Genomic DNA, 20,295 nt, shown 5'->3' with positions numbered 1-20,295 from the left:
GATCGGCCGCCATCCTCGCGTCCGGGGTGGCCGAGGAGGGCGGCAGGCCCTAGTTGCTGGGCTTCTCCGACCCCACGACCCACATCGCGAAGAACTGCGAGCCACCGCCGTAAGCGTGACCGAGCGCCTTGCGGGCGCCGTCGACCTGGTGCTCGCCGGCCGCGCCACGGACCTGGAGGGCCGCCTCGCCGAAGCGGAGCATGCCGGAGGCGCCGATCGGGTTGGAGGAGAGCACGCCGCCGGAGCAGTTGACGGGCATCCGGCCGTCCATGGCGGTGGCGCCGGACTCGGAGAGCCGCCAGCCGCCGCCGTTCTCCTCCGCGAACCCGAGGGACTCGAGCCACATCGGCTCGAACCAGGAGAACGGGACATAGATCTCGGCCGCGTCGATCTCGTCGATCGGGCTGGTGATGCCGGCCTGCTTCCAGAGCGCGGCGGCGGCGTCGCGGGAGGCCTGCGGGTTCACCTGGTCGCGCTCGGCGGCGGTGGTGGCCTCGGAGCGCATCACGGTGCCGTGGATCCACGCCGGGTTGGGGGAGGCGGCTGCGGTGTCCTCGTCGACGATCACGAGGGCGCAGGCGCCGTCGGAGGACGGGCAGGTCTCGTCGTACCGGATCGGGTCCCACAGCATCTGCGAGGCCAGCACCGACTCGACGGTGGTATCGGGGTTCTTCAGGTGCGCGTAGGGGTTCTTCAGCGCGTTCTGCCGGTCCTTGGCCGCGACGATCGCGCCGACGTGCGTGGGCGCCTCGGAACGGCGGATGTACGACCGCACGTGCGGCGCGAAGTAGCCGCCCGCGCCGGCGTGCACCGGCATGTTGAACGGCAGCGGCACGGAGAGCGCCCACATCGCGTTCGACTCCGACTGCTTCTCGAAGGCGACGGTGAGCACGCGCTTGTGCACGCCGGCCTGGACGAGCGAGGACGCGACGATCGCGGTCGAGCCACCCACGGAGCCGGCAGTGTGCACGCGCAGCAGCGGCTTGCCGGCGGCGCCGAGCGCCTCGGCGAGGAACAGCTCGGGCATCATCACGCCCTCGAACAGGTCGGGGGCCTTGCCGACGACGATCGCGTCGATGTCGTCCAGGGACATGTTCGCGTCGGCCAGTGCGCGGTCCATCGCCTCGCGGCACAGGCCGGCCATCGACACGTCCTCGCGCTTGGCGCGGTGGTGGGTCTGACCCACGCCGACCACGGCGGCGGGCTGCTTGGCCATCAGGCTCGTCCTTCCAGGGTGCACAGGAGGTTCTGCTGGAGCGCGGGCCCGGACGTCGCGTGGGCCACCGCCTTGCCGATCTCGCCGGACCAGATCCGCGAGGCGGCCTCGCCGATCCGGATCCCGCCGCCGGAGAACATCGGGTTGCTCGTCAGTGCGCCGCCCGACGGGTTGATCCGGACGTCGTCGTCGAGGCCGAGCTCGCGACGCAGGATCAGCTCCTGGTGGCTGAACGGCGCGTGCAGCTCTGCCACCTCGACGCCCGACAGGTCCACCGCGGCCGCGGCCCGCGCGGCCGACGGCGAGCGGGTGAGGTCGCGGGTGCCCATGCTCATCGGGTCGACGAAGTGCGACAGGCCGCTGATCCAGGCGGGCTTGTCGCGCACCTCGCGGGCCTTGTTGCCCGCGGCCAGCACGATCGCGGCCGCGCCGTCGGTGACGGGGGAGCAGTCGTGCTTGCGCAGCGGGTCGGCGTACATCGGCCGGGCCAGCAGCTCGTCGACCGACGAGCCGCCCTTGCGGATCGAGTACTCGTTCTTCTCCGCGTCGGTCAGGGACCGGTTGGCGACCTCGGCCATCGCGGCCTCGTCCCAGACGCCGGCGTCGATGCCGACGCGCGCCTGGAGCGCGGCGAGGGACACGGTGTCCGGCCACAGCGGCGTCATCGTGTACGGGTCGAGCTGGAGGCTGAGCGAGCGGCGCAGCACACCGGCCGACGACTTGCCGAACGCGTACACGAGCGCGGTGTCGACCTCGCCGGTCTGGATCTTGATCCAGGCCTCGTAGAGCGCCCAGGCGAGGTCCATCTCCACGTGCGACTCGTTGACCGGCGGGATCACGCCGATCGCGTCGACCGCCTGGACGAACGAGAACGACCGCCCGGCCAGGTAGTCGCTCGACCCGGAGCACCAGAACCCGACATCTCGCCGGGTCCAGCCGGTCTGCTCGTACAGCTCGGCGAAGAGCGGCACCAGCAGCTCCACGCAGGTCGGTGACCCGTCGAACTCAGCCATCTGTCGCTGGGCGAACCCCACGACTGCAACGTCTCGCATGTCCGCCCCTCAGAGGTGCTGCTTGTAGGTGTCGTAGTCGGCGTCCGGGTCGCCGGTCGGCTCGAAGTGGTCGATGTTCTCCAGGGAGTACGTCCACTCCTCGCGCGGCTTCCACACCGCCTTCACGCGCATGCCCATCCGGACCTCGGCGGCCGGGACCCCGAGGATCAGGTGCAGGACCGCGATGTCCGCGCCGTCGAGCAGCACGTACGCCGAGACGTACGGCGGCGTGATCTTCTGGCCCAGGAACGGGACGTTGACCACGCAGAACGTCGTGATCGTGCCGGTCTGGGAGACCTCGACCTCCTCGGCGGTCGGCGTCCCGTCGGCCGGGCAGGCGCTGCGCGGCGGCACGTAGACCTTCTGGCAGGTGGGGCAGCGCTGGCCGAGGATGCGGCCCTCGTTCAGCCCGCGGTAGAACGCCGACTCCTCCGGGGAGGCGGCGTACAGGTAGTCGAGCGACACCGGCGTGATGACGCCGGTCACGGGGTTCTCGCCGAGCGCCTCGGCACCGGTCGGCCCTGCGTCGGTGGCGGGCTCGAAGCAGATGTCGGTGATCGCGCCGACGCGCTCCTCGGCCCAGCGCACCTGGACGCGCATCCCGGTCGACACCTCGTCGGGCGACGACACGTCCAGCGCGTGCAGGATCGGGGTGTCGGCGCCGTCGAGCAGCACGAGCACGAACGCGAACGGCCGGTCGAACGGCTGGTGCTTCACCGGCTCGGGCACCCACGTCCACGACGTGACGGTGCCGACCGGCGCGACCTCGACGAACTCGGTGACGGGCTCGTGGGTCACCGGGTCGAACTCAGGCGGCGGTACGACGACCTTGCCGTCGGAGGTGCGACCGCCGACGACCTGTCCGTCACGCAGGCCGGTGAGGAACCGGCCGATGACCGGACCGGTCGATCGGGTGTAGTCGAAGGCTACGGTGACCGGTGCTGACAGTGTTCGTGTCATGGTCTGAAACTAGAACACGTTCTACACTTCGGCAAGCACCCACCAGGAGGAGATGAGATGAAGCTCGGTCTGCAGCTCGGCTACTGGGGCGCGCAGCCCCCTCAGGGCGTCGGTGAGCTGGTGGCAGCCGCCGAGGACGCCGGCTTCGACGCGTTCTTCACCGCGGAGGCCTGGGGGAGCGACGCGTTCACCCCGCTGGCGTGGTGGGGCCGCGACACCACGCGGATCAAGCTCGGCACGTCGATCGTGCAGATGTCGGGCCGCACCCCGACCTCGATCGCGATGCACCTGATGACGCTCGACCACCTCTCCGGCGGTCGCGTCATCCTCGGCATGGGCGTGAGCGGTCCGCAGGTCGTCGAAGGCTGGTACGGCCAGCCCTTCGGCAAGCCGCTGGCGCGCACCCGCGAGGTCGTCGACATCATCCGCAAGGTGCTCGCCCGCGAGGAGAAGGTCACCAACGACGGCCCGCACTATCCGCTGCCCTACCGCGGCGAGAACTCCGTAGGGCTGGGCAAGCCGCTCAAGCCGATCGTGCACCCGCTGCGCGCGGACGTCCCGATCTGGCTCGGCGCGGAGGGCCCGAAGAACGTCGCGCAGACCGCCGAGATCGCCGACGGCTGGATCCCGATCTTCTACACGCCGAAGTCGGCCGGCATGTACCAGCCGTGGCTCGACGAGGGCTTCGCCCGGCCGGGGGCGCGGCGTACCCGTGCGGACTTCGAGATCGCGGCGACCTGCCACCTGCAGGTGGTCGGCAGCGCCGAGGAGAAGACGCAGGTCCTGGATGCGATGAAGCCCTTCGTGTCGCTCTACATGGGCGGGATGGGCGCCAAGGAGGCGAACTTCCACAACCAGGTCTTCCAGCGGATGGGGTACGCCGACCTCGCCGAGGAGGTCCAGAAGCTCTACCTCGGCGGCGAGAAGGACCGCGCCACCGCGCTGATCCCGGACGAGCTCGTCGACGACATGCACATCGTCGGCACCGCGAGCGAGGTCAAGGAGCGGGTGGCGCAGTGGGAGGAGACCGGCGTGACCACGCTGCTGCTCAGCTGCCGCTCGGCGGACGAGATCCGGTCGGTGGCCGAGCTGCTGGCGTAGACCGCGGCGGGTGGGGTACGACGGTGACATGTCGCACCCCTCTCTCGGCCGGCTCCTCGCGGCCGGCGCCGTCACCCTCGCCGTGAGCCTGTCCGGGGCGGCGCTCGCTCCCGCCGAGGCCGCCCTCCCCTCGGAGCGCGTCGTCGCGTCCCACAAGTTCAGCAAGGGCAAGGCGCGCAACGCACGGCTGAGCATCCCGGCCATCGGCATCCACCGGTTGCCGGTCATCGCCTACCGGGGCTGGACCGACGACGGCCCCGGCACCCGCATCCAGAACCGTGGCATCGCGGCCTCCTCGCACGGGCCGCGCGGCGGCACCGGCCCCGGCGGCAAGGGCAACTACCAGGTGACCGGCCACCGCACCTCGCACGGCGGCGTCTTCCGGCGTACGCCGTCGCTCGATGTCGGGTCCCGGATCGCGGTCGACGTCGGCAAGTTCCGCTACGTCTACACCGTGACCAGGACTCGCTGGACGTCCTTCCGGTCCGCCAAGTCGCTGCGCGCGCAGCGCGCCCCCGTGCCCGGCTACCCGGGCCGGGAGCCGAAGCGCGGGTTCATCACGGTGTCGACGTGCGCGACGCCGGAGGACCACGCGGCCGGCAACTACTGGACCGACCAGTACGGCAACCCGGAGCACCGCATCGACAAGATCGGCGTGCTGGTCAAGCGGGTGCGCAACCCGTGGCACCAGGGCTGACGGGTGGGTGACAGAGTTGCGCCGTGACCACCTACGGCGTCCTGGGAGTCGGATCGATCGCCGCTGCCATCGTGAACGGCCTCTGTGCGCAGGACGCGCCCCCGGTCGTGCTGTCACCGCGCAGCGCCGGGACCGCGAGCGACCTGGCTGCGCGGTTCGAGACGGTCACGGTCGCCCCTGACAACCAGGCCGTCGTCGACGGTTCCGACGTCGTGGTGATCGCGGTGCTGCCGGGCCAGGTCGAGTCGGTGCTCGCCGAGCTCACGTTCGCCGAGCGGCACGCGGTGGTCAGCGTGGTGGCGGGCGTCTCCCTCGAGGACCTGACGACCTGGGTCGCGCCCGCGTCGCGGGTCGCCCGCGCGGTACCGCTCCCGGCGGTCGCGCGGCGCGAGGGCCGGACGCCGGTGTTCCCGCCGCTGCCGGAGGCCGTGACGCTGTTCGACGTGCTCGGTGGCGCGATCGCGGTCGAGGACGCGACGACGTACGAGGCGCTGACGGCCTCGTCCGCGACGGTCGCGGCGCACTTCGCGTTCCTCGGGGCGATCGCCGACTGGCTGGTGTCGAAGGGGCTGTCCGTGGCGGACGCGCGTGGCTACGTGGCCGCGACGTTCGCCGGCGCCAGCGAGTCGCTGCGTGGGCCGGTGGACTTCGCGGAGCTGATCGCCGAGGTCGCGACACCGGGTGGGCTCAACGAGCAGTTCGCCCACGACCTCGGGCTCCCGCCCGTCGCGGTCGCACTGGACGGGGTCCTCTCACGCCTCACCGTTGCCGAGAACTGAAACACGTTCTAGTCTCGGCCGCATGACGGCAGACATGCGGACCGGGACGCACAACGGACACCTGATGGTCGCCGCGCTCAAGCGGCACCGCGACAAGCCGGTGATGTACCTCGGCGACACCACGCTCACCGGCGGCCAGGCCGCGGAGCGGATGAGCCAGTACGTCCAGGCCTTCGAGGCGCTCGGCGCCGGACGGGGTACGGCGGGCGCGCTGCTCGCCCTCAACCGCCCCGAGGTGCTGTTCATCCTCGGCGCCGGCCAGACCCAGGGCTACCGGCGTACGTCGCTGCACCCGCTGGGCTCGCTCGACGACCACGCCTACGTCATCAACGACGCCGAGATCACCAGCATCACCATCGACCCGTTCTTCACCGAGCGCGCGCTCGGACTGCTTGAGAAGTGCCCGAAGCTCGAGAAGGTGCTGACGATCGGTCCCGTGCCGGACGCGCTCAGCCACGTCGGCCACGACCTCGTCGCCACCGCCGCGACCTTCGACCCGCAGCCGCTCGAGGCCGTGACGCTCGACCCCGACCACATCGTGTCGATCACCTACACCGGTGGCACCACGGGCAAGCCGAAGGGTGTCATCGGGACGTCGCGCGCGATGAACACGATGACCCAGATCCAGATGTCGGAGTGGGAGTGGCCCGAGGCGCCCCGCTTCCTCATGTGCACGCCGCTCTCGCACGCCGGGGCCGCGTTCTTCGTGCCGACCGTGCTCAAGGGCGGCTGCCTCTACGTGCTCTCGAAGTTCGACCCCGCCGAGGTCCTCAAGACGATCGAGGAGCAGAAGATCACCGCCACGATGCTGGTGCCCTCGATGCTCTACGCGCTGATGGACCACCCGGACTCGCACACCCGCGACCTGTCCTCGCTCGAGACCGTCTACTACGGCGCGTCGGCGATCAACCCGGTCCGGCTCAAGGAGGCGATCGACCGCTTCGGCCCGATCTTCGCGCAGTACTACGGCCAGTCCGAGGCGCCGATGGTGATCAGCTACCTCGCCAAGGGAGACCACGACGAGAAGCGGCTGTCGTCGTGTGGCCGCCCGTCGGCGTTCCTGCGCACGGCGCTGCTGGACGAGGACGGCAACAAGGTCCCGGTCGGGGAGCCGGGTGAGATCTGCGTCGCCGGCCCGCTGCTCGCCGGCGGCTACTGGAACCTGCCCGACGAGACCGGCGAGACGTTCCGCGACGGCTGGATGCACACCGGTGACGTCGCCCGCGAGGACGAGGACGGCTTCTGGTTCATCGTCGACCGCACCAAGGACATGATCGTCACCGGCGGTTTCAACGTGTTCCCGCGCGAGGTCGAGGACGTCGTCGCCGAGCACCCGGCGGTCGCGCAGGTCGGCGTGATCGGCACGCCGCACGAGAAGTTCGGCGAGGCCGTCACCGCGATCGTCGTGCTCCGCTCGGACGCGGCGACCGACGAGGAGGCGATCGCCACGATGACCGCCGAGATCCAGGACATGGTCAAGGAGCGCAAGGGCTCGGTCCAGGCGCCCAAGCAGGTGATCGTCGCCGACTCGTTGCCGCTCACCGCGCTCGGGAAGCCGGACAAGAAGGCGTTGCGCGCGCAGTACTGGACCGGAGAGCGTGCCATCGGCTGACCGACGGGGTACGCCGTACCCATGCGGCTTCGCAACGGTGAGCACGGTTACGGCCTGGTCACGAAGACCTTGCACTGGGTCACGGTCCTGGCCGTGGCCGCCCAGTTCACCGTCGGTTACCTGATGGACGACGACAGCGGGCGCGGCCGGGGCCGCGGCCGCGGGGAGGCCAGCGGGCACGGTCGCGGGCGCGGGGGAGACGACGACCCGGACCTGCTCTGGGTGCACGTCGCGCTCGGCCTGACGATCCTCGCGCTGGCGCTGCTGCGCGTGCTGTGGCGGCGTACCGCCCTGCCGCCCTGGGCGTCGCAGCTCACCGCGGGCGACCGGCGGTTCCTCCACGCCACGGAGGTCGCACTGCTGACCACGTTGTTCGTCGTGCCGCTCACCGGCCTCGCACTGGTCCTGGGTGACGACGACCTGCTCGCCCTGCACGTCGCGGCGCACGTCGCGTTCTTCGCGGCGCTCGCCGCGCACCTCACGATCGTGCTGCGTCGACGGCTGCTGCCTCGGATGCTCTGATCGGCCCGGGGTCCGGATCGCGGCGGCCGGCGAACCGGCGTCGTACGCCGTTGTCGACGGCCAGGCCCACGAGCAGCAGCCCGACCGCGACGATGCCGTCGAGCCACCAGTGGTTGGCGGTGGCCGAGACCACCAAGGTCGTGAGGACGACGTGCAGCAAGAAGACCCACCGCCAGGCGCTGGTGCTGACCGCGACGATGCCCAGCGAGACGACCGCCGCCCAGCCCACGTGGATCGACGGCATCGCCGCGAACTGGTCGGACACGCCCTCCTGGACGTCGCTGGTGTACACCGACAGCCCGTAGAAGTCGGAGACGTTCTCGTAGCCGAGGTCGGGGAAGAACCGGGGCGGCGCGACCCGCACGAAGCGGATGATCAGGCAGCCCAAGGTGAGCAGCGCCAGGCCGTTGCGCCAGTGCGGGAACTGCTCGCGGTGCCGCATGAAGAGCCAGACCAGGAAGGCGACCAGCGCCGGGACGTGCACGGCTGCGTAGTACCAACTGGAAGCGCTGGCCAGCCACGGGTGGTCCAGCACGAAGTTCTGCAGCGCGACCTCGCTGGGGAGGTGCAGGGCGCGCTCGATGTGGTCGATCTCCCGCCCGCGGGCCAGCGCCCCGCTGGTCGTCGCCAGGGGGAGCATCCGGGCCAGCCGCCACAGCGCGTAGAGCGCGGCGATCAGGGCGAACTCCCGGGCCAACGGCTCCGCGTTCCTGGTGCGTCCGGGGCACAGCCGGCGCAGCGCGAGCCAGATCACGGCGCTGACGAGTGCCGCGAGCGCGGCCTGGTCCCAGGTCGGCCACGGCACCGCTGGATCCTCCCACTGCCGACGGGGTCGCGCACGAGAACTGACGCGCCACCGTCAGATATCGATGTGGAAAACGTTATCGACAACGATTGACAGCGCCTGCTCCGGCCTGACAGGTTCACCCGTGGTGTGTGACGAACGTCCCATCTGCGGTGGGGCGGAATGGAGGAGTACTCAATGAGGTCGAAGACCCGACGCGCGGCCCTTGCCGCGCTCTGCGCCGGCGCGTTGACGTTGACTGCCGCGGCATGCGGCAGCGACGACGACTCGTCGGAGGACGGTTCCGGCACCACGATCACGTGGTGGCACAACTCGAACAACGAGCCCGGCATGGGCTACTACGAGAAGGTGGCCAAGGACTTCGAGGCCGACAACCCGGGAGTCAACATCGAGATCCAGGCCATGGCCCACGAGGACATGGTCAGCAAGCTCGCGGCCGGCTTCCAGAGCGGTGACATCCCGGACGTCTACATGGAGCGCGGCGGCGGGGAGCTCGCGGACCACGTCGAGGCCGGCATGGTGCGCGACATCTCCGACGCCGCGTCGGAGGAGATCGAGAAGATCGGCGGGTCGGTCGCGGGCTGGCAGGTCGACGGCAAGACGTACGCGCTGCCGTTCTCCCTCGGCGTCGTGGGGTTCTGGTACAACACCGAGCTGTTCGAGCAGGCCGGGATCACCGCCCCGCCGACCACGCTGACCGAGCTGGGCGACGTCGTCGCCCAGCTCGAGGACGCGGGCATCGACCCGATCTCGGTCGGCGCGGGCGACAAGTGGCCGGCGGCGCACTACTGGTACTACACGGCGCTGCGTGAGTGCTCCGAGGAGGTCCTGACCGACGCGGTCACCAGCCTCGACTTCTCCGACCCCTGCTTCGTGAAGGCCGGCGAGGACGTCGAGACGATCCTCGGCTGGGAGCCCTTCAACCCGGGCTTCCTGACGACCCCGGCCCAGGAGGGCGCCACGTCGGCGTCCGGCCTGCTGGCCACGGGCAAGGTCGCCATGGAGATGCAGGGTCACTGGGAGCCGGGCGTGATGCAGGGCCTCACCGACGACGGCAAGGGGCTGGGCGACAAGACCGGCTGGTTCCCCTTCCCGGCGGTCGACGGCGGGGCCGGCGACCCGGCCGCCGCTCTCGGTGGCGGCGACGCCTGGGCCGTCTCCGAGGAGGCTCCCGACGAGGCTGTCGAGTTCGTGAAGTACCTGCTGTCGGACGAGGTCCAGATCGGCTTCGCGGAGAACAGCATGGGCCTGCCGACGAACTCGGCCGCCAGCGACTCGGTCGCCGACCCGGCGCTGGCGGGGCTGCTCGAGGTCCGCGACGCGGCGCCGTACGTCCAGCTCTACTTCGACACCGCCTTCGGGACGTCCGTCGGCGGCGCGATGAACGACGAGATCGCCCTGCTGTTCGCGGGCGAGGCCTCGCCGGAGGACGTCGTCGAGGCGACGCAGGCGGCCGCCGACCAGGAGAGCTGAGCTGACCGTGACGCATGAGGGGGCCACGGGACCGGTGGCACCCACGCTGACGGCGGTGGTCACCCGGCGCGACGAGCGCCGGGTGGCCCCCCGGCCGGTAGGGACCGGCTGGCGCCAGCGCCTCGAGATCGTCATGTTCGTGTCGCCGGCTCTCGCCCTGATGGCCGTGTTCGTCCTCTGGCCGGTCATCTCGGCGGTCCGGATGTCGTTCTACCGCTGGAAGGGCTTCGGCCCGATGGACCAGTGGGTGGGGCTCGACAACTACAGACTGGTGCTGCAGGACGAGGTCTTCACCGACGCGGTGATGCACAACTTCACCATCGTGGTGCTCTCGATCCTGATCCAGCTGCCGCTCGGGCTCGGGCTCGCGCTGCTGCTCAACCGACGCATCCGCGGCCGCGGCCTGCTGCGCACGATCGTCTTCGTCCCGTACGTCGTGGCCGAGGTGATCGCCGGGGTGGTCTGGTTCCAGCTGCTGCAGCCGCAGTACGGCGTGATCGACACCGTGCTGACCAACATCGGCATCACGCCGCCGGAGCAGGGCTTCCTCGGGACGCCCGAGCTCGCGCTGCCCACGGTGTTCGTGGTGCTGACCTGGAAGTACCTCGGGCTCGCGGTGCTGCTGTTCCTCGCCGGGCTCCAAGGCGTCCCGGACGAGCTGTACGAGGCCGCGCAGCTCGACGGCGCCAGCTGGTGGCAGACCCAGCGCAGCGTCGCGATCCCGCTGATCGGCCCGACGATCCGCACCTGGGCGTTCTTGTCGATCATCGGCTCGCTGCAGCAGTTCGACATGATCTGGGTGCTGACCCACGGCGGGCCGGCGAACCGCACCACCACGATGGCGACGTACCTGGTCGAGCAGGGCACGGAACGGGGCAACTACGGCATCGCCGGCGCCGCCTCGGTGCTGCTGTTCGTGATCGCGTTCGTGACCGCGGTGGCCTACCAGGTGGTCGTGATGCGCCGAGACACGGCTGTGCAGCGATGAGGAGGGGTGAGATGACGCAGCAGAAGAAGGCCTTCGGCGCGGGCGGACCGGTGGTCTACGTGCTCGCCCTCGTGGTGGTCGCGCTGACGCTCGGCCCGGTCCTGTACGGCGCCCTCGGCGGCTTCCGCAGCAACGAGCAGCTCGCCGCCGACCCGGCCGGCCTGCCCGACCCGTGGGTGTTCACCAACTACTCGGAGGTCGTCACGAACTCGGAGTTCTGGCGCTACGCGCTGAACTCCACGGTGGTCGCGCTGATCACGACCGTCGTGGCGGTGCTGGCCGGCGTGATGGCGGCGTACCCGCTCGCGCGGTACCAGTTCCGCGGCCGCGAGGGCCTGTACATGGTCTTCGTGCTGGGGCTGCTGTTCCCGGCGGCGGTGGCGATCATCCCGCTGTTCATCCTGGTGACCCGCGACCTGCAGCTCGGCAACACCTGGTGGGGAGTGGCGCTGCCGCAGGCGGCGTTCGCGCTGCCGATCACCGTGGTGATCCTGCGGCCGTTCCTCATGGCGCTGCCGCGTGAGCTGGAGGAGGCCGCGCTGATCGACGGCGCCTCGCGCGTCGGGATCTTCTGGCGGCTCGCGCTGCCACTGTCGATGCCGGCCCTGGTCACCGTGGGCGTGCTGGCGTTCGTGACGTCGTGGAACGCCTACCTGCTGCCGTTGCTCCTGCTGCAGGAGGACATGCGCACGCTGCCGCTCGGGGTAGCGGACTACTCGACCGAGCACTCGGCCGACACCGCCGGTGTCCTGGCCTTCACGACCATTGCGATGATCCCGGCACTGATCCTGTTCCTGGCGATGCAGCGACGGATCGTCGGTGGACTGACGGGGGCGGTCAAGGGATGAGCGAGGAGCACCAGGTGACAACCACCCACAACGGGCGGGTGACGATGCAGCAGGTCGCGGCGGAGGCCGGCGTGTCCGTGTCGACCGTCTCGAAGGTCATCAACGGACGGTACGGCGTGGCGTCCGAGACGTCCGAGCACGTCAACGCGGTGATCAGCCGCCTGGGCTACGAGGCGAGCCTGGTCGCGCGCAGCCTGCGCAACACGCGGACGAACGTTATCGGCCTGCTGGTGATGGACTTCGAGCCGTTCAGCACCGAGGTGCTCAAGGGCGCCGCGGACGCGATCCGGGGGAGCGGCTTCGAGCTGGTCGCCTACTCCGCCGGCGGTGGCGTCGACGACCACATCGGGTGGGAGTCGCGCGCGCTGTCGCGGGTGATGGGCACGCTCGTGGACGGCGCGGTGCTCGTGACCCCCACGGTCACCGACGTCCGGCACACCGGCCCGGTCGTGGCGGTCGACCCGCACACCGGGCGGTCCAGCCTGCCGACGGTCACGTCGGACAACCTGCAGGGGGGCCGGCTGGCGGTCGACCACCTGCTCGGGCTCGGGCACCGGCGCATCGGCATGATCACCGGCCGTCCGGACCTGAGCTCCGCGGAGCTGCGCGAGCAGGGCTACCGGGATGCGCACGCGGCGGCCGGCGTACCGGTCGACGAGTCGCTGCTGGTGCTCGGTGGCTACGACCCCGAGCAGGCGCGGGAGGCGTCCCGGACGCTGCTGACGATGGCCGAGCCGCCCTCCGCCATCTTCGCGGCGAACGACATCTCGGCGCTCGCGACCCTCGAGGTGGCCGCCGAGCTGGGGATCGACGTGCCCGGGCGGCTCTCGGTCGTCGGCTTCGACAACATCCCCGAGTCCGCGCTCGCGGATCCGCCGTTGACCACCGTGCAGCAGCCGATGCGCCAGCTCGGCCACGACGCGGTCGCGATGCTGATCGCCCTGATCTCCGGCGCGGAGATCGAGGACACCCACCTCACCCTCGAGACGACGATGGTCGCCCGGGGCTCGAGCGCGGCGGTCGGCCGATGAGCGACCTCTGGCGCGACCCCCATCTGTCGCCGGAGGCGCGGGTGGCGGACCTGATGGCGCAGATGACCATGGCCGAGAAGGTCGCCCAGCTGACCGGCATCTGGTGGATCGACCCGGCTGCCGGCGGGATGGCGCCGATGCTCAGCGAGAGCCTCGGACCGCAGCCTCCGTGGCAGGAGGTCGTCGCCGACGGCCTCGGGCAGCTGACGCGCACGTACGGGACCGGCCCGCTCGAGCCCCGGGAGGGCATGGAGATCCTCGCGCAGCGGCAGCGTGACGTCATGGCCGGAAACCGGTTCGGCATCCCGGCCCAGGCGCACGAGGAGTGCCTCACCGGGCTGGCGGTCTGGCGGGCGACGATCTACCCCGCTCCGCTCAGCTGGGCGGCCTCGTTCGACCCCGGCCTCGTCGAGCGGATGGCCAACCGGATCGGTACGACGATGCGCCGGCTCGACATCCACCAGGGCCTCGCGCCCGTGCTGGACGTGGTCCGCGACCACCGCTGGGGCCGCGTCGAGGAGACGCTCGGGGAGGACCCCTTCCTCGTCGGCCTGGTCGGCAGCGCCTACATCCGCGGGCTCGAGGGCGCCGGGATCGTGTCGACCCTCAAGCACTTCGTGGGCTACTCGGCCTCGCGGGCCGCGCGCAACCTGGCGCCGGTGTCGATGGGGCCGCGCGAGATGGCCGACGTGATGCTGCCGCCGTTCGAGATGGCGCTGCGCGCCGGCGCCCGCTCGGTGATGAACTCCTACACCGACATCGACGGGGTGCCCGCGGCCGCCGACCCGGCGCTGTTCACCGACCTGCTGCGCGACCGGCTGGGCTTCACGGGCACGGTCGCGGCCGACTACTTCTCCGTGGCGTTCCTGCACACCCTGCACGGGGTGGCCGGCTCGCTGGGGGAGGCGGCCCGGCTGGCGCTCGAGGCCGGCATCGACGTCGAGCTGCCGTCGCTCAACGCCTTCGGCGAGCCCCTGCTCGCGGCCATCGAGACCGGTGAGGTCGACGAGAAGGTCATCGACCGGGCGCTGTCGCGGGTGCTGCTGCAGAAGTGTGAGCTGGGCCTGCTGGACCCGGGCTGGGCTCCCGCCGAGCCGGAGGACGTCGACCTCGACGACCCGGAGTCGCGCGCGCTGGCGCTCGAGCTGGCCCAGCGCTCGGTGGTGCTGCTGGCCAACGACGGCACGCTGCCGCTGGCCGCCGGTGCGCCGATCGCGGTCGTCGGACCGCGCGCGGACACGTTCCAGGCGATGCTCGGCTGCTACTCGTTCCCCATGCACGTGCTCGTGCACCACCCGGGCGTCGAGCCCGGCGTCGAGATCCGGACCGTGCGGGAGGCGCTCGCGGACTCGTTCGACGTGACCTACGAGCTCGGCTGCCCGGTCGTCGGCGGGGATGACGCCGAGATCGAGGCCGCGGTCGCCGCTGCTGCCGCGGCGGAGGTCTGCGTCGTCGTGCTCGGCGACGAGGCCGGCCTGTTCGGCAACGGCACGTCGGGCGAGGGCAACGACGTCGCGATGCTCGACCTGCCCGGCCGGCAGGAGGAGCTGCTCGAGGCCGTGCTCGGCACCGGCACACCGGTGGTCGCGGTCCTGCTCGTCGGGCGGCCGTACGACCTCAGCCGCCAGGCCGACCGGCTGGCCGGGCTGGTGTGCGGGTTCTTCCCGGGTGAGGAGGGCGCGCAGGCGATCGCCGACGTGCTCAGCGGCCGGGTGAACCCGTCGGGCCGGCTGCCGGTCAGCTTCCCGGGCGCGGGGTCGACGCAGCCCTCGACGTACCTCGCCTCGACGCTGGGGCGGCGGACCGAGGTCAGCGTCGTCGACCCGACCGCGCTCTACCCCTTCGGGCACGGCCTCTCGTACGCCGCTGCCACGTGGGGCGAGGTGTCGACGTCGGCCCCTCGCTGGGACACCGACGGCGCCTGCGAGCTCGTGGTGCAGCTCGCGAACGAGGCCGACCGGGACGTGTCGGAGGTCGTGCAGGTCTACCTCCACGACCGGTCGGCCTCGGTGGTGCGTCCGGTGCAACGCCTGATCGGCGCGGCCCGCGTCGACCTGGCGCCGGGGGAACGGAAGGAGGTGTGCTTCGAGCTGCACGCCGACCTGACGTCGTTCACCGGCCGCGAGCTGGTGCGCGTCGTGGAGCCAGGTGAGGTCGAGCTGTGGGTCGGCGCGTCGAGCGCGGACATCCGTGCGGTGCTGGCGCTGGACCTCGTCGGCCCGGGGCGTGAGGTCGGCGCCGACCGGGTGCTCGAGCCGAGCGTCACCGTCGTGCCCACCTGATGCACGTCGACTGGCCGCTGGAGCAGCTGCGGGCCTACGACCCGCAGCTGCCCGCGCCGCCGGACCTCGCCGAGTTCTGGTCCGCGTCGCTCCCCGAGCGCGGCGCCGGGGCGTCGTTCGTCCGGGTCGACAGCGGCCTGCTCGCCGTCGAGACGTACGACGTCACGTTCGCCGGCTTCGGCGGCGACCCCGTCCGTGCCTGGCTGCACCTGCCGCCGGCGGCGCTGCGCGACGGGCCGCTGCCCGGCGTCGTGCAGTACCAGGGCTACAACGGCGGGCGCGGGCTCGCGCACGAGCACGTCTTCTGGGCGACGGCCGGCTACGCCCACCTCGTGGTCGACACCCGCGGGCAGGGGAGCGGCTGGACGACCGGCAGCACGGGCGACCCGGGAGGGAGCGGGCCGTCCCAGCCCGGGTTCCTGACCCGGGGGATCGAGGACCCTCGCACCTACTACTACCGGCGTGTGTTCGCCGACGCGGTCGCCGCGCTCGAGGTGCTGCGCCGCCACGATCGCGTGGACGGGGCGCGGGTCGCGGTCGCCGGCGCCAGCCAGGGCGGCGGGATCGCGGCCGCCGTCGCCGCGCTCGCGCCGTCCGCGGTCGCCGCGCTGCTCTGCGACGTGCCGTTCCTCGCCGACTTCCGCCGCGCGGCCTCGGTCGCGCAGACCGAGCCGTACCTCGAGCTCGTGCGCTACCTCGCCGCGCACCGCGACCGCGTCGAGCCGACGTTCGCGACGCTGGCGTACTTCGACGCCGCCGTGCTGTCGCGGCAGGCGAGCGCCCCGGCGCTGTTCTCGGTCGCCCTGATGGATGCGACCTGCCCGCCGTCCACGGTGTTCGCGGCGTACCACGCCTATGCGGGCCCGAAGGAGATCGAGGTCTACGAGTTCAACGACCACGAGGGCGGTCAGGCGCACCACCAGGCGCGCCAACTGGCGTGGCTGGCCGACCTGACCTAGCGACCCTGGAAGTTCGGGGTGCGCTTCTCCGCGAAGGCGCGCGGGCCCTCCTTGGCGTCCTCGGACGCGAACACCGCCATGCCGACCTTGGCGTCGTCGGCCCAGCACTCCTCCTCGTGCTTGCCCTCGGAGTCGCGGACGGTCTTGAGGATCGCCTGGACCGCGAGCGGGCCGTTCGCGCAGATCAGGTCCGCGATCTCGTGCGCCTTGTGCAGCGCCTCGCCGTCCGGGACGACGTGCCCGATCAGCCCGATCTCCTTGGCCTCAGGCGCCTTGATGAGGCGACCGGTCAGCAGCAGGTCCATCGCGATCGTGTACGGGATCTGGCGGGGGAGCCGCACCGCGGAGCCGCCCATCGGGTAGAGGCTCCACTTCGCCTCGGCCACGCCGAAGCGGGCGGACTCGCCCGCGATCCGGATGTCGGTGCCCTGGAGGATCTCGGTGCCGCCCGCGACCGCCGGGCCCTCGACCGCGGCGATCAGCGGCACGGTCAGCCGGAATCCCTTGAGCAGCCCCTTGATCACCGAGGGGTCGAAGCCCGCCTTGAAGCTGTCGTCCGGTGAGTTCTTGGTGGCGGCCTTGAGGTCCATGCCCGCGCAGAAGTAGCCGCCGGCACCGGTGAGGATGACGACCCGGATCGAGTCGTCGCTGTTGGCCCGGTCCCAGGCCTCCTCCATGATCGCCATCATCTCGCCGGACAGCGCGTTGCGTGCCTCGGGCCGGTTCATGGTGACCACGAGCTTGTGGCCGTCCTGCTCGACGAGGCAGTGGGGAGCGTCCGCTGGTCCTGAGGAGGTCATGAGGCGGAGCCTAGCCAAGAACGAGAACGTGTTCTAGTCTCGCGGCGTGGCTCACAACATCGCTGACCTCTTCGAACACGCCGTCGACGCCGCACCCGACAACCTCGCCGTGAAGGTGGGTGACCGGGCGGTCACGTATGCCGACCTGGAGGCCGACTCCAACCGGCTCGCGCACCACCTGCAGGCCCAGGGGGTGAAGGCGGGCGACCACGTCGCGATCTATGCGAAGAACAGCATCGAGCACGTCGTGGCGACGCTGGCGATCGTCAAGATCCGCGCGACCACGATCAACGTGAACTACCGCTACGTCGAGGCCGAGCTGGACTACATCTTCGACAACGCCGACGTGGTCGCGCTCATCCACGAGCGCTCCTACGCGCCGCTGGTGGCCAAGTGCTGGCCCAAGCACGACAAGCTGAAGGTCGCGGTCGTCGTCGACGACGCGCTCGACCCCTCCGACGACTCCGACTACTCGTCGTACGGCGGCGTGCACTACGACGACGCGATCGCCGGCCAGAGTGCCGAGCGCGACTTCGGCGAGCGCAGCCCCGACGACATCCACATCATCTACACCGGGGGCACGACCGGCTTCCCCAAGGGCGTCATGTGGCGCCACGAGGACTTCTGGCGGGTGCTCGGTGGCGGGATCGACTTCTACACCGGCCAGCCGCTGGAGGAGTACGACCAGTCCAAGCAGGCCACCGACCCGCGGATGGTGACGTTCCCGCTCAGCCCGTTGATGCACGGTGGCGCGCAGGCGGGCCTGCTCATGCACCTGTTCGCGGGGCACCTGACGATCCTCGAGCCGAAGTTCGACCCGGTGCGCACCTGGGAGATCATCGAGCGCGAGAAGGTCCAGCTGATCTTCATGACCGGCGACGCGATGGCCCGGCCGCTGATCGAGGCCTTCGAGGCGAAGGCCGCGACCGGCACGCCGTACGACGGCTCGAGCCTGTTCGCCATCTCGAGCAGCGCGGCGATCTTCAGCCCGCCGGTCAAGGCGCGTTGGATGTCGGCGTTCCCGAACGCCGTGTTCACCGACTCCGTCGGCGCCACCGAGACCGGGTTCTCCGGCATGGGCATGCAGGACCCGAACAACATCAGCCCCGACGGCCCGGTGATCGGGCTCGGCCCCGGCAGCGTGGTGCTCGACGAGGACAACAAGATCCTCGACCTCGAGACCAACGTCGGGAAGACCGGTCGCCTGGGTCGCGGCGGGTCCGTGCCGGTCGGCTACTACAAGGACCCCGCCAAGTCGGCGGCGACGTTCCTCGAGATCGACGGTGCCCGCTACTCCGTGCCCGGGGACTTCGCGCGGATCGAGGAGGGCGGGCGCGTCACGCTGCTCGGCCGCGGCTCGAACTGCGTGAACACCGGCGGCGAGAAGGTCTACCCCGAAGAGGTCGAGATGGCCATCAAGGGGCACCCGGCCGTGTACGACGTGCTCGTGGTGGGCGTGCCCGACGAGAAGTACGGCCAGGCGGTCGCCGCGGTCGTCGAGCTGCGCGAGGGTGGCTCGCTCGAGCTCGAGGAGCTGCGCACCTACCTGCGCGAGCACCTCTCGGGCTACAAGCTGCCCCGGACGCTCACGGTCGTCGACCGGGTGCCGCGCAACGCGACCGGGAAGGCGCAGTACCCGGCCGCCAAGGAGATGGCGCTGGCGTCGTTCGCCGCCAAGGCCGCCACCGTCGACCCCACCTCTGTCTGACCACTCTCGGAGACCCTGATGCGTACCCCTCTGTGTGACACCTTCGGCATCGACTACCCGATCTTCGCCTTCACCCCGTCCGAGCACGTCGCGGCCGCCGTGTCGCGCGCCGGTGGGCTGGGTGTGCTCGGGTGCGTGCGGTTCAACGACCCCGACGAGCTCGAGCAGACGCTGAGCTGGCTCGACGAGAACACCGACGGCAAGCCGTACGGCGTCGACATCGTGATGCCGATGAAGATCCCGACCGAGGGCAAGTCGGTCGACCTGCAGGCGCTGATCCCGGACGAGCACATCACGTTCGTCGAGCAGACGCTGCAGAAGCTCGGCGTCCCCCCGCTCCCGGAGGGAGAGGGCCGCGAGGGTGTCCTCGGCTGGCTGCACTCGGTGGCCCGCTCGCACCTGGACGTGGCGCTCAAGCACCGCCCCGTGCTGATCGCGAACGCGCTCGGCTCGCCGCCGGTCGACGTGATCGAGAAGTGCCACGAGCACGGCATCAAGGTCGCCGCGCTGGCCGGCGCCGCCAAGCACGCGCTCTCGCACGTCGCGAACGGCGTCGACATCATCGTCGCCCAGGGCTACGAGGCCGGTGGCCACACCGGCGAGGTGGCCAGCATGGTGCTGCAGCCCGACATCGTCGACGCGGTCGGCCCCGACGTCCCCGTCCTCGGCGCCGGCGGCATCGGCTCGGGCCGGCAGGTCGCTGCGTCGCTGGCGCTCGGCTCGCAGGGGGTGTGGACCGGCTCGATCTGGCTCGGCACGGAGGAGTACCAGAACCTGCAGTCGAACGCCGGCTGGACGACCGCGTTCACCCGCGCCACCTCGTCCGACACCGTGCGCACCCGGATCTACACCGGCAAGCCCGCCCGGCTGCTGAAGACCAAGTGGACCGAGGCCTGGGCGGAGGAGGACGCGCCGTCGCCGCTGCCGATGCCGCTGCAGAACCTGCTCGTCGCCGACGCCCACAACCGGATCAACGCCTCCGGCGACCCGGACGTCATCTCGATGCCGATCGGCCAGATCGTCGGCCGGATGAACGACGTCCGCCCGGTCGCCGACGTGATGGCCGACCTGGTCGCGGAGTTCGAGGAGACCGTCGCCAAGCTGGAGTCGATCCGCAAGTAGCCGTTGCACGGAATGGTCACCAACCGCAGGTCCGGGGCCCGGATCCGTGCGGTTGGTGACCATTCCGCATGGCGGCGACGGCGATTGGTCACGAACCGCACGCCGCAGTGCCGAAATGCACGGGTTGGTGACCATTCCGCGACCCAACCCTCGCCGATTGGTCACAAACCGCACCTCGAGGGGTCAGAAATCCGCGGTTGGTGACCATTCCGTGACCGCCAGCCGGCCGGCAGGAGCCGCGCAGTCTCCAGCTATGCGCAAGGTCCGACCGACCCGCCGCGGCGCGGGCCGGATCGTCCCCACCCCCGTGTCACGATGGCTGAGAGGGAGGAGCCTCTCC

General features: G+C 71.0%; 18 protein-coding genes. 13 read left to right on the top strand and 5 right to left on the bottom strand.

Annotated elements, in window-relative coordinates; all coding sequences use genetic code 11:
• Nucleotides 1-49: 49 nt before the first annotated feature.
• The 3 genes from ABD875_RS03310 to ABD875_RS03300 are packed head-to-tail and all read right to left on the bottom strand — an operon-like array spanning nucleotide 50 to nucleotide 3,228.
• Nucleotides 50-1,216 (bottom strand): thiolase domain-containing protein, encoded by a 1,167-nt coding sequence (locus tag ABD875_RS03310; RefSeq protein WP_345171166.1) that lies wholly within the window; start codon nucleotides 1,214-1,216, stop codon nucleotides 50-52.
• Complete coding sequence (locus tag ABD875_RS03305) at nucleotides 1,216-2,268, bottom strand: thiolase domain-containing protein (RefSeq protein WP_345171164.1); 1,053 nt, start codon at nucleotides 2,266-2,268, stop codon at nucleotides 1,216-1,218. The genes ABD875_RS03310 and ABD875_RS03305 overlap by 1 nt, the downstream gene beginning before the upstream one ends.
• Before the next feature lie 9 nt (nucleotides 2,269-2,277).
• Nucleotides 2,278-3,228 (bottom strand): Zn-ribbon domain-containing OB-fold protein, encoded by a 951-nt coding sequence (locus ABD875_RS03300; protein ID WP_345171162.1) that lies wholly within the window; start codon nucleotides 3,226-3,228, stop codon nucleotides 2,278-2,280.
• Nucleotides 3,229-3,285: 57 nt separating this feature from the next.
• Here ABD875_RS03300 and ABD875_RS03295 point away from each other — a divergent pair, with 57 nt between their 5' ends.
• From ABD875_RS03295 to ABD875_RS03275, 5 genes are read left to right on the top strand one after another with little or no spacing between them, the layout of a single operon-like run.
• Complete coding sequence (locus tag ABD875_RS03295; protein ID WP_345171160.1) at nucleotides 3,286-4,329, top strand: LLM class F420-dependent oxidoreductase; 1,044 nt, start codon at nucleotides 3,286-3,288, stop codon at nucleotides 4,327-4,329.
• Nucleotides 4,330-4,357: 28 nt separating this feature from the next.
• A complete protein-coding gene (locus ABD875_RS03290) occupies nucleotides 4,358-5,026 on the top strand; it encodes a sortase domain-containing protein (protein WP_345171158.1) in 669 nt (222 codons plus the stop codon).
• Between the two features lie 23 nt (nucleotides 5,027-5,049).
• A complete protein-coding gene (locus ABD875_RS03285; RefSeq protein WP_345171156.1) occupies nucleotides 5,050-5,805 on the top strand; it encodes an NAD(P)-binding domain-containing protein in 756 nt (251 codons plus the stop codon).
• Nucleotides 5,806-5,827: 22 nt separating this feature from the next.
• Complete coding sequence (gene fadD8 / locus ABD875_RS03280) at nucleotides 5,828-7,417, top strand: fatty-acid--CoA ligase FadD8 (protein ID WP_345171154.1); 1,590 nt, start codon at nucleotides 5,828-5,830, stop codon at nucleotides 7,415-7,417.
• 21 nt (nucleotides 7,418-7,438) lie between these two features.
• On the top strand, nucleotides 7,439-7,939 hold the full coding sequence (locus ABD875_RS03275) for a cytochrome b (protein ID WP_345171152.1): 501 nt from the start codon (nucleotides 7,439-7,441) through the stop codon (nucleotides 7,937-7,939).
• Here the strand turns inward: ABD875_RS03275 and ABD875_RS03270 are convergent.
• Nucleotides 7,896-8,744 (bottom strand): phosphatase PAP2 family protein, encoded by an 849-nt coding sequence (locus ABD875_RS03270; protein WP_345171150.1) that lies wholly within the window; start codon nucleotides 8,742-8,744, stop codon nucleotides 7,896-7,898. The genes ABD875_RS03275 and ABD875_RS03270 overlap by 44 nt on opposite strands.
• Nucleotides 8,745-8,921: 177 nt before the next feature.
• On the opposite strand from ABD875_RS03270, the gene ABD875_RS03265 reads away from it, so the two are divergent.
• From ABD875_RS03265 to ABD875_RS03240, 6 genes are read left to right on the top strand one after another with little or no spacing between them, the layout of a single operon-like run.
• On the top strand, nucleotides 8,922-10,217 hold the full coding sequence (locus tag ABD875_RS03265) for an extracellular solute-binding protein (protein ID WP_345171148.1): 1,296 nt from the start codon (nucleotides 8,922-8,924) through the stop codon (nucleotides 10,215-10,217).
• A 34-nt stretch (nucleotides 10,218-10,251) separates the two neighbouring features.
• A complete protein-coding gene (locus tag ABD875_RS03260) occupies nucleotides 10,252-11,205 on the top strand; it encodes a carbohydrate ABC transporter permease (RefSeq protein ID WP_345171145.1) in 954 nt (317 codons plus the stop codon).
• A gap of 11 nt (nucleotides 11,206-11,216) precedes the next feature.
• A complete protein-coding gene (locus ABD875_RS03255) occupies nucleotides 11,217-12,053 on the top strand; it encodes a carbohydrate ABC transporter permease (RefSeq protein ID WP_345171143.1) in 837 nt (278 codons plus the stop codon).
• 14 nt (nucleotides 12,054-12,067) lie between these two features.
• The gene (locus tag ABD875_RS03250) at nucleotides 12,068-13,084 is read left to right on the top strand and encodes a LacI family DNA-binding transcriptional regulator (protein WP_345171141.1); all 1,017 of its coding nucleotides are present in this window, start codon (nucleotides 12,068-12,070) and stop codon (nucleotides 13,082-13,084) included.
• A complete protein-coding gene (locus tag ABD875_RS03245) occupies nucleotides 13,081-15,366 on the top strand; it encodes a glycoside hydrolase family 3 N-terminal domain-containing protein (protein WP_345171139.1) in 2,286 nt (761 codons plus the stop codon). The genes ABD875_RS03250 and ABD875_RS03245 overlap by 4 nt, the downstream gene beginning before the upstream one ends.
• Nucleotides 15,366-16,325: an acetylxylan esterase gene (locus tag ABD875_RS03240; RefSeq protein ID WP_345171137.1), complete on the top strand. Its 960-nt coding sequence runs from the start codon at nucleotides 15,366-15,368 to the stop codon at nucleotides 16,323-16,325. The genes ABD875_RS03245 and ABD875_RS03240 overlap by 1 nt, the downstream gene beginning before the upstream one ends.
• Here ABD875_RS03240 and ABD875_RS03235 read toward each other — a convergent pair.
• Nucleotides 16,322-17,125 carry a crotonase/enoyl-CoA hydratase family protein gene (locus ABD875_RS03235; protein WP_345171135.1) on the bottom strand — a complete coding sequence of 268 codons (804 nt, stop codon included), beginning with the start codon at nucleotides 17,123-17,125 and terminating at the stop codon, nucleotides 16,322-16,324. The two genes, ABD875_RS03240 and ABD875_RS03235, sit on opposite strands and share 4 nt — an antisense overlap.
• 46 nt (nucleotides 17,126-17,171) lie before the next feature.
• Here ABD875_RS03235 and ABD875_RS03230 point away from each other — a divergent pair, with 46 nt between their 5' ends.
• Together ABD875_RS03230 and ABD875_RS03225 are read left to right on the top strand one after the other, a co-directional pair.
• On the top strand, nucleotides 17,172-18,833 hold the full coding sequence (locus tag ABD875_RS03230) for an acyl-CoA synthetase (protein ID WP_345171132.1): 1,662 nt from the start codon (nucleotides 17,172-17,174) through the stop codon (nucleotides 18,831-18,833).
• A gap of 18 nt (nucleotides 18,834-18,851) precedes the next feature.
• The gene (locus ABD875_RS03225; RefSeq protein ID WP_345171130.1) at nucleotides 18,852-19,955 is read left to right on the top strand and encodes an NAD(P)H-dependent flavin oxidoreductase; all 1,104 of its coding nucleotides are present in this window, start codon (nucleotides 18,852-18,854) and stop codon (nucleotides 19,953-19,955) included.
• Nucleotides 19,956-20,295: the final 340 nt, after the last annotated feature.

The organism is Nocardioides caricicola, from assembly GCF_039541135.1.
Lineage (GTDB): Bacteria > Actinomycetota > Actinomycetes > Propionibacteriales > Nocardioidaceae > Nocardioides > Nocardioides caricicola.
This window is presented reverse-complemented; position numbering and strand designations above follow the sequence as displayed.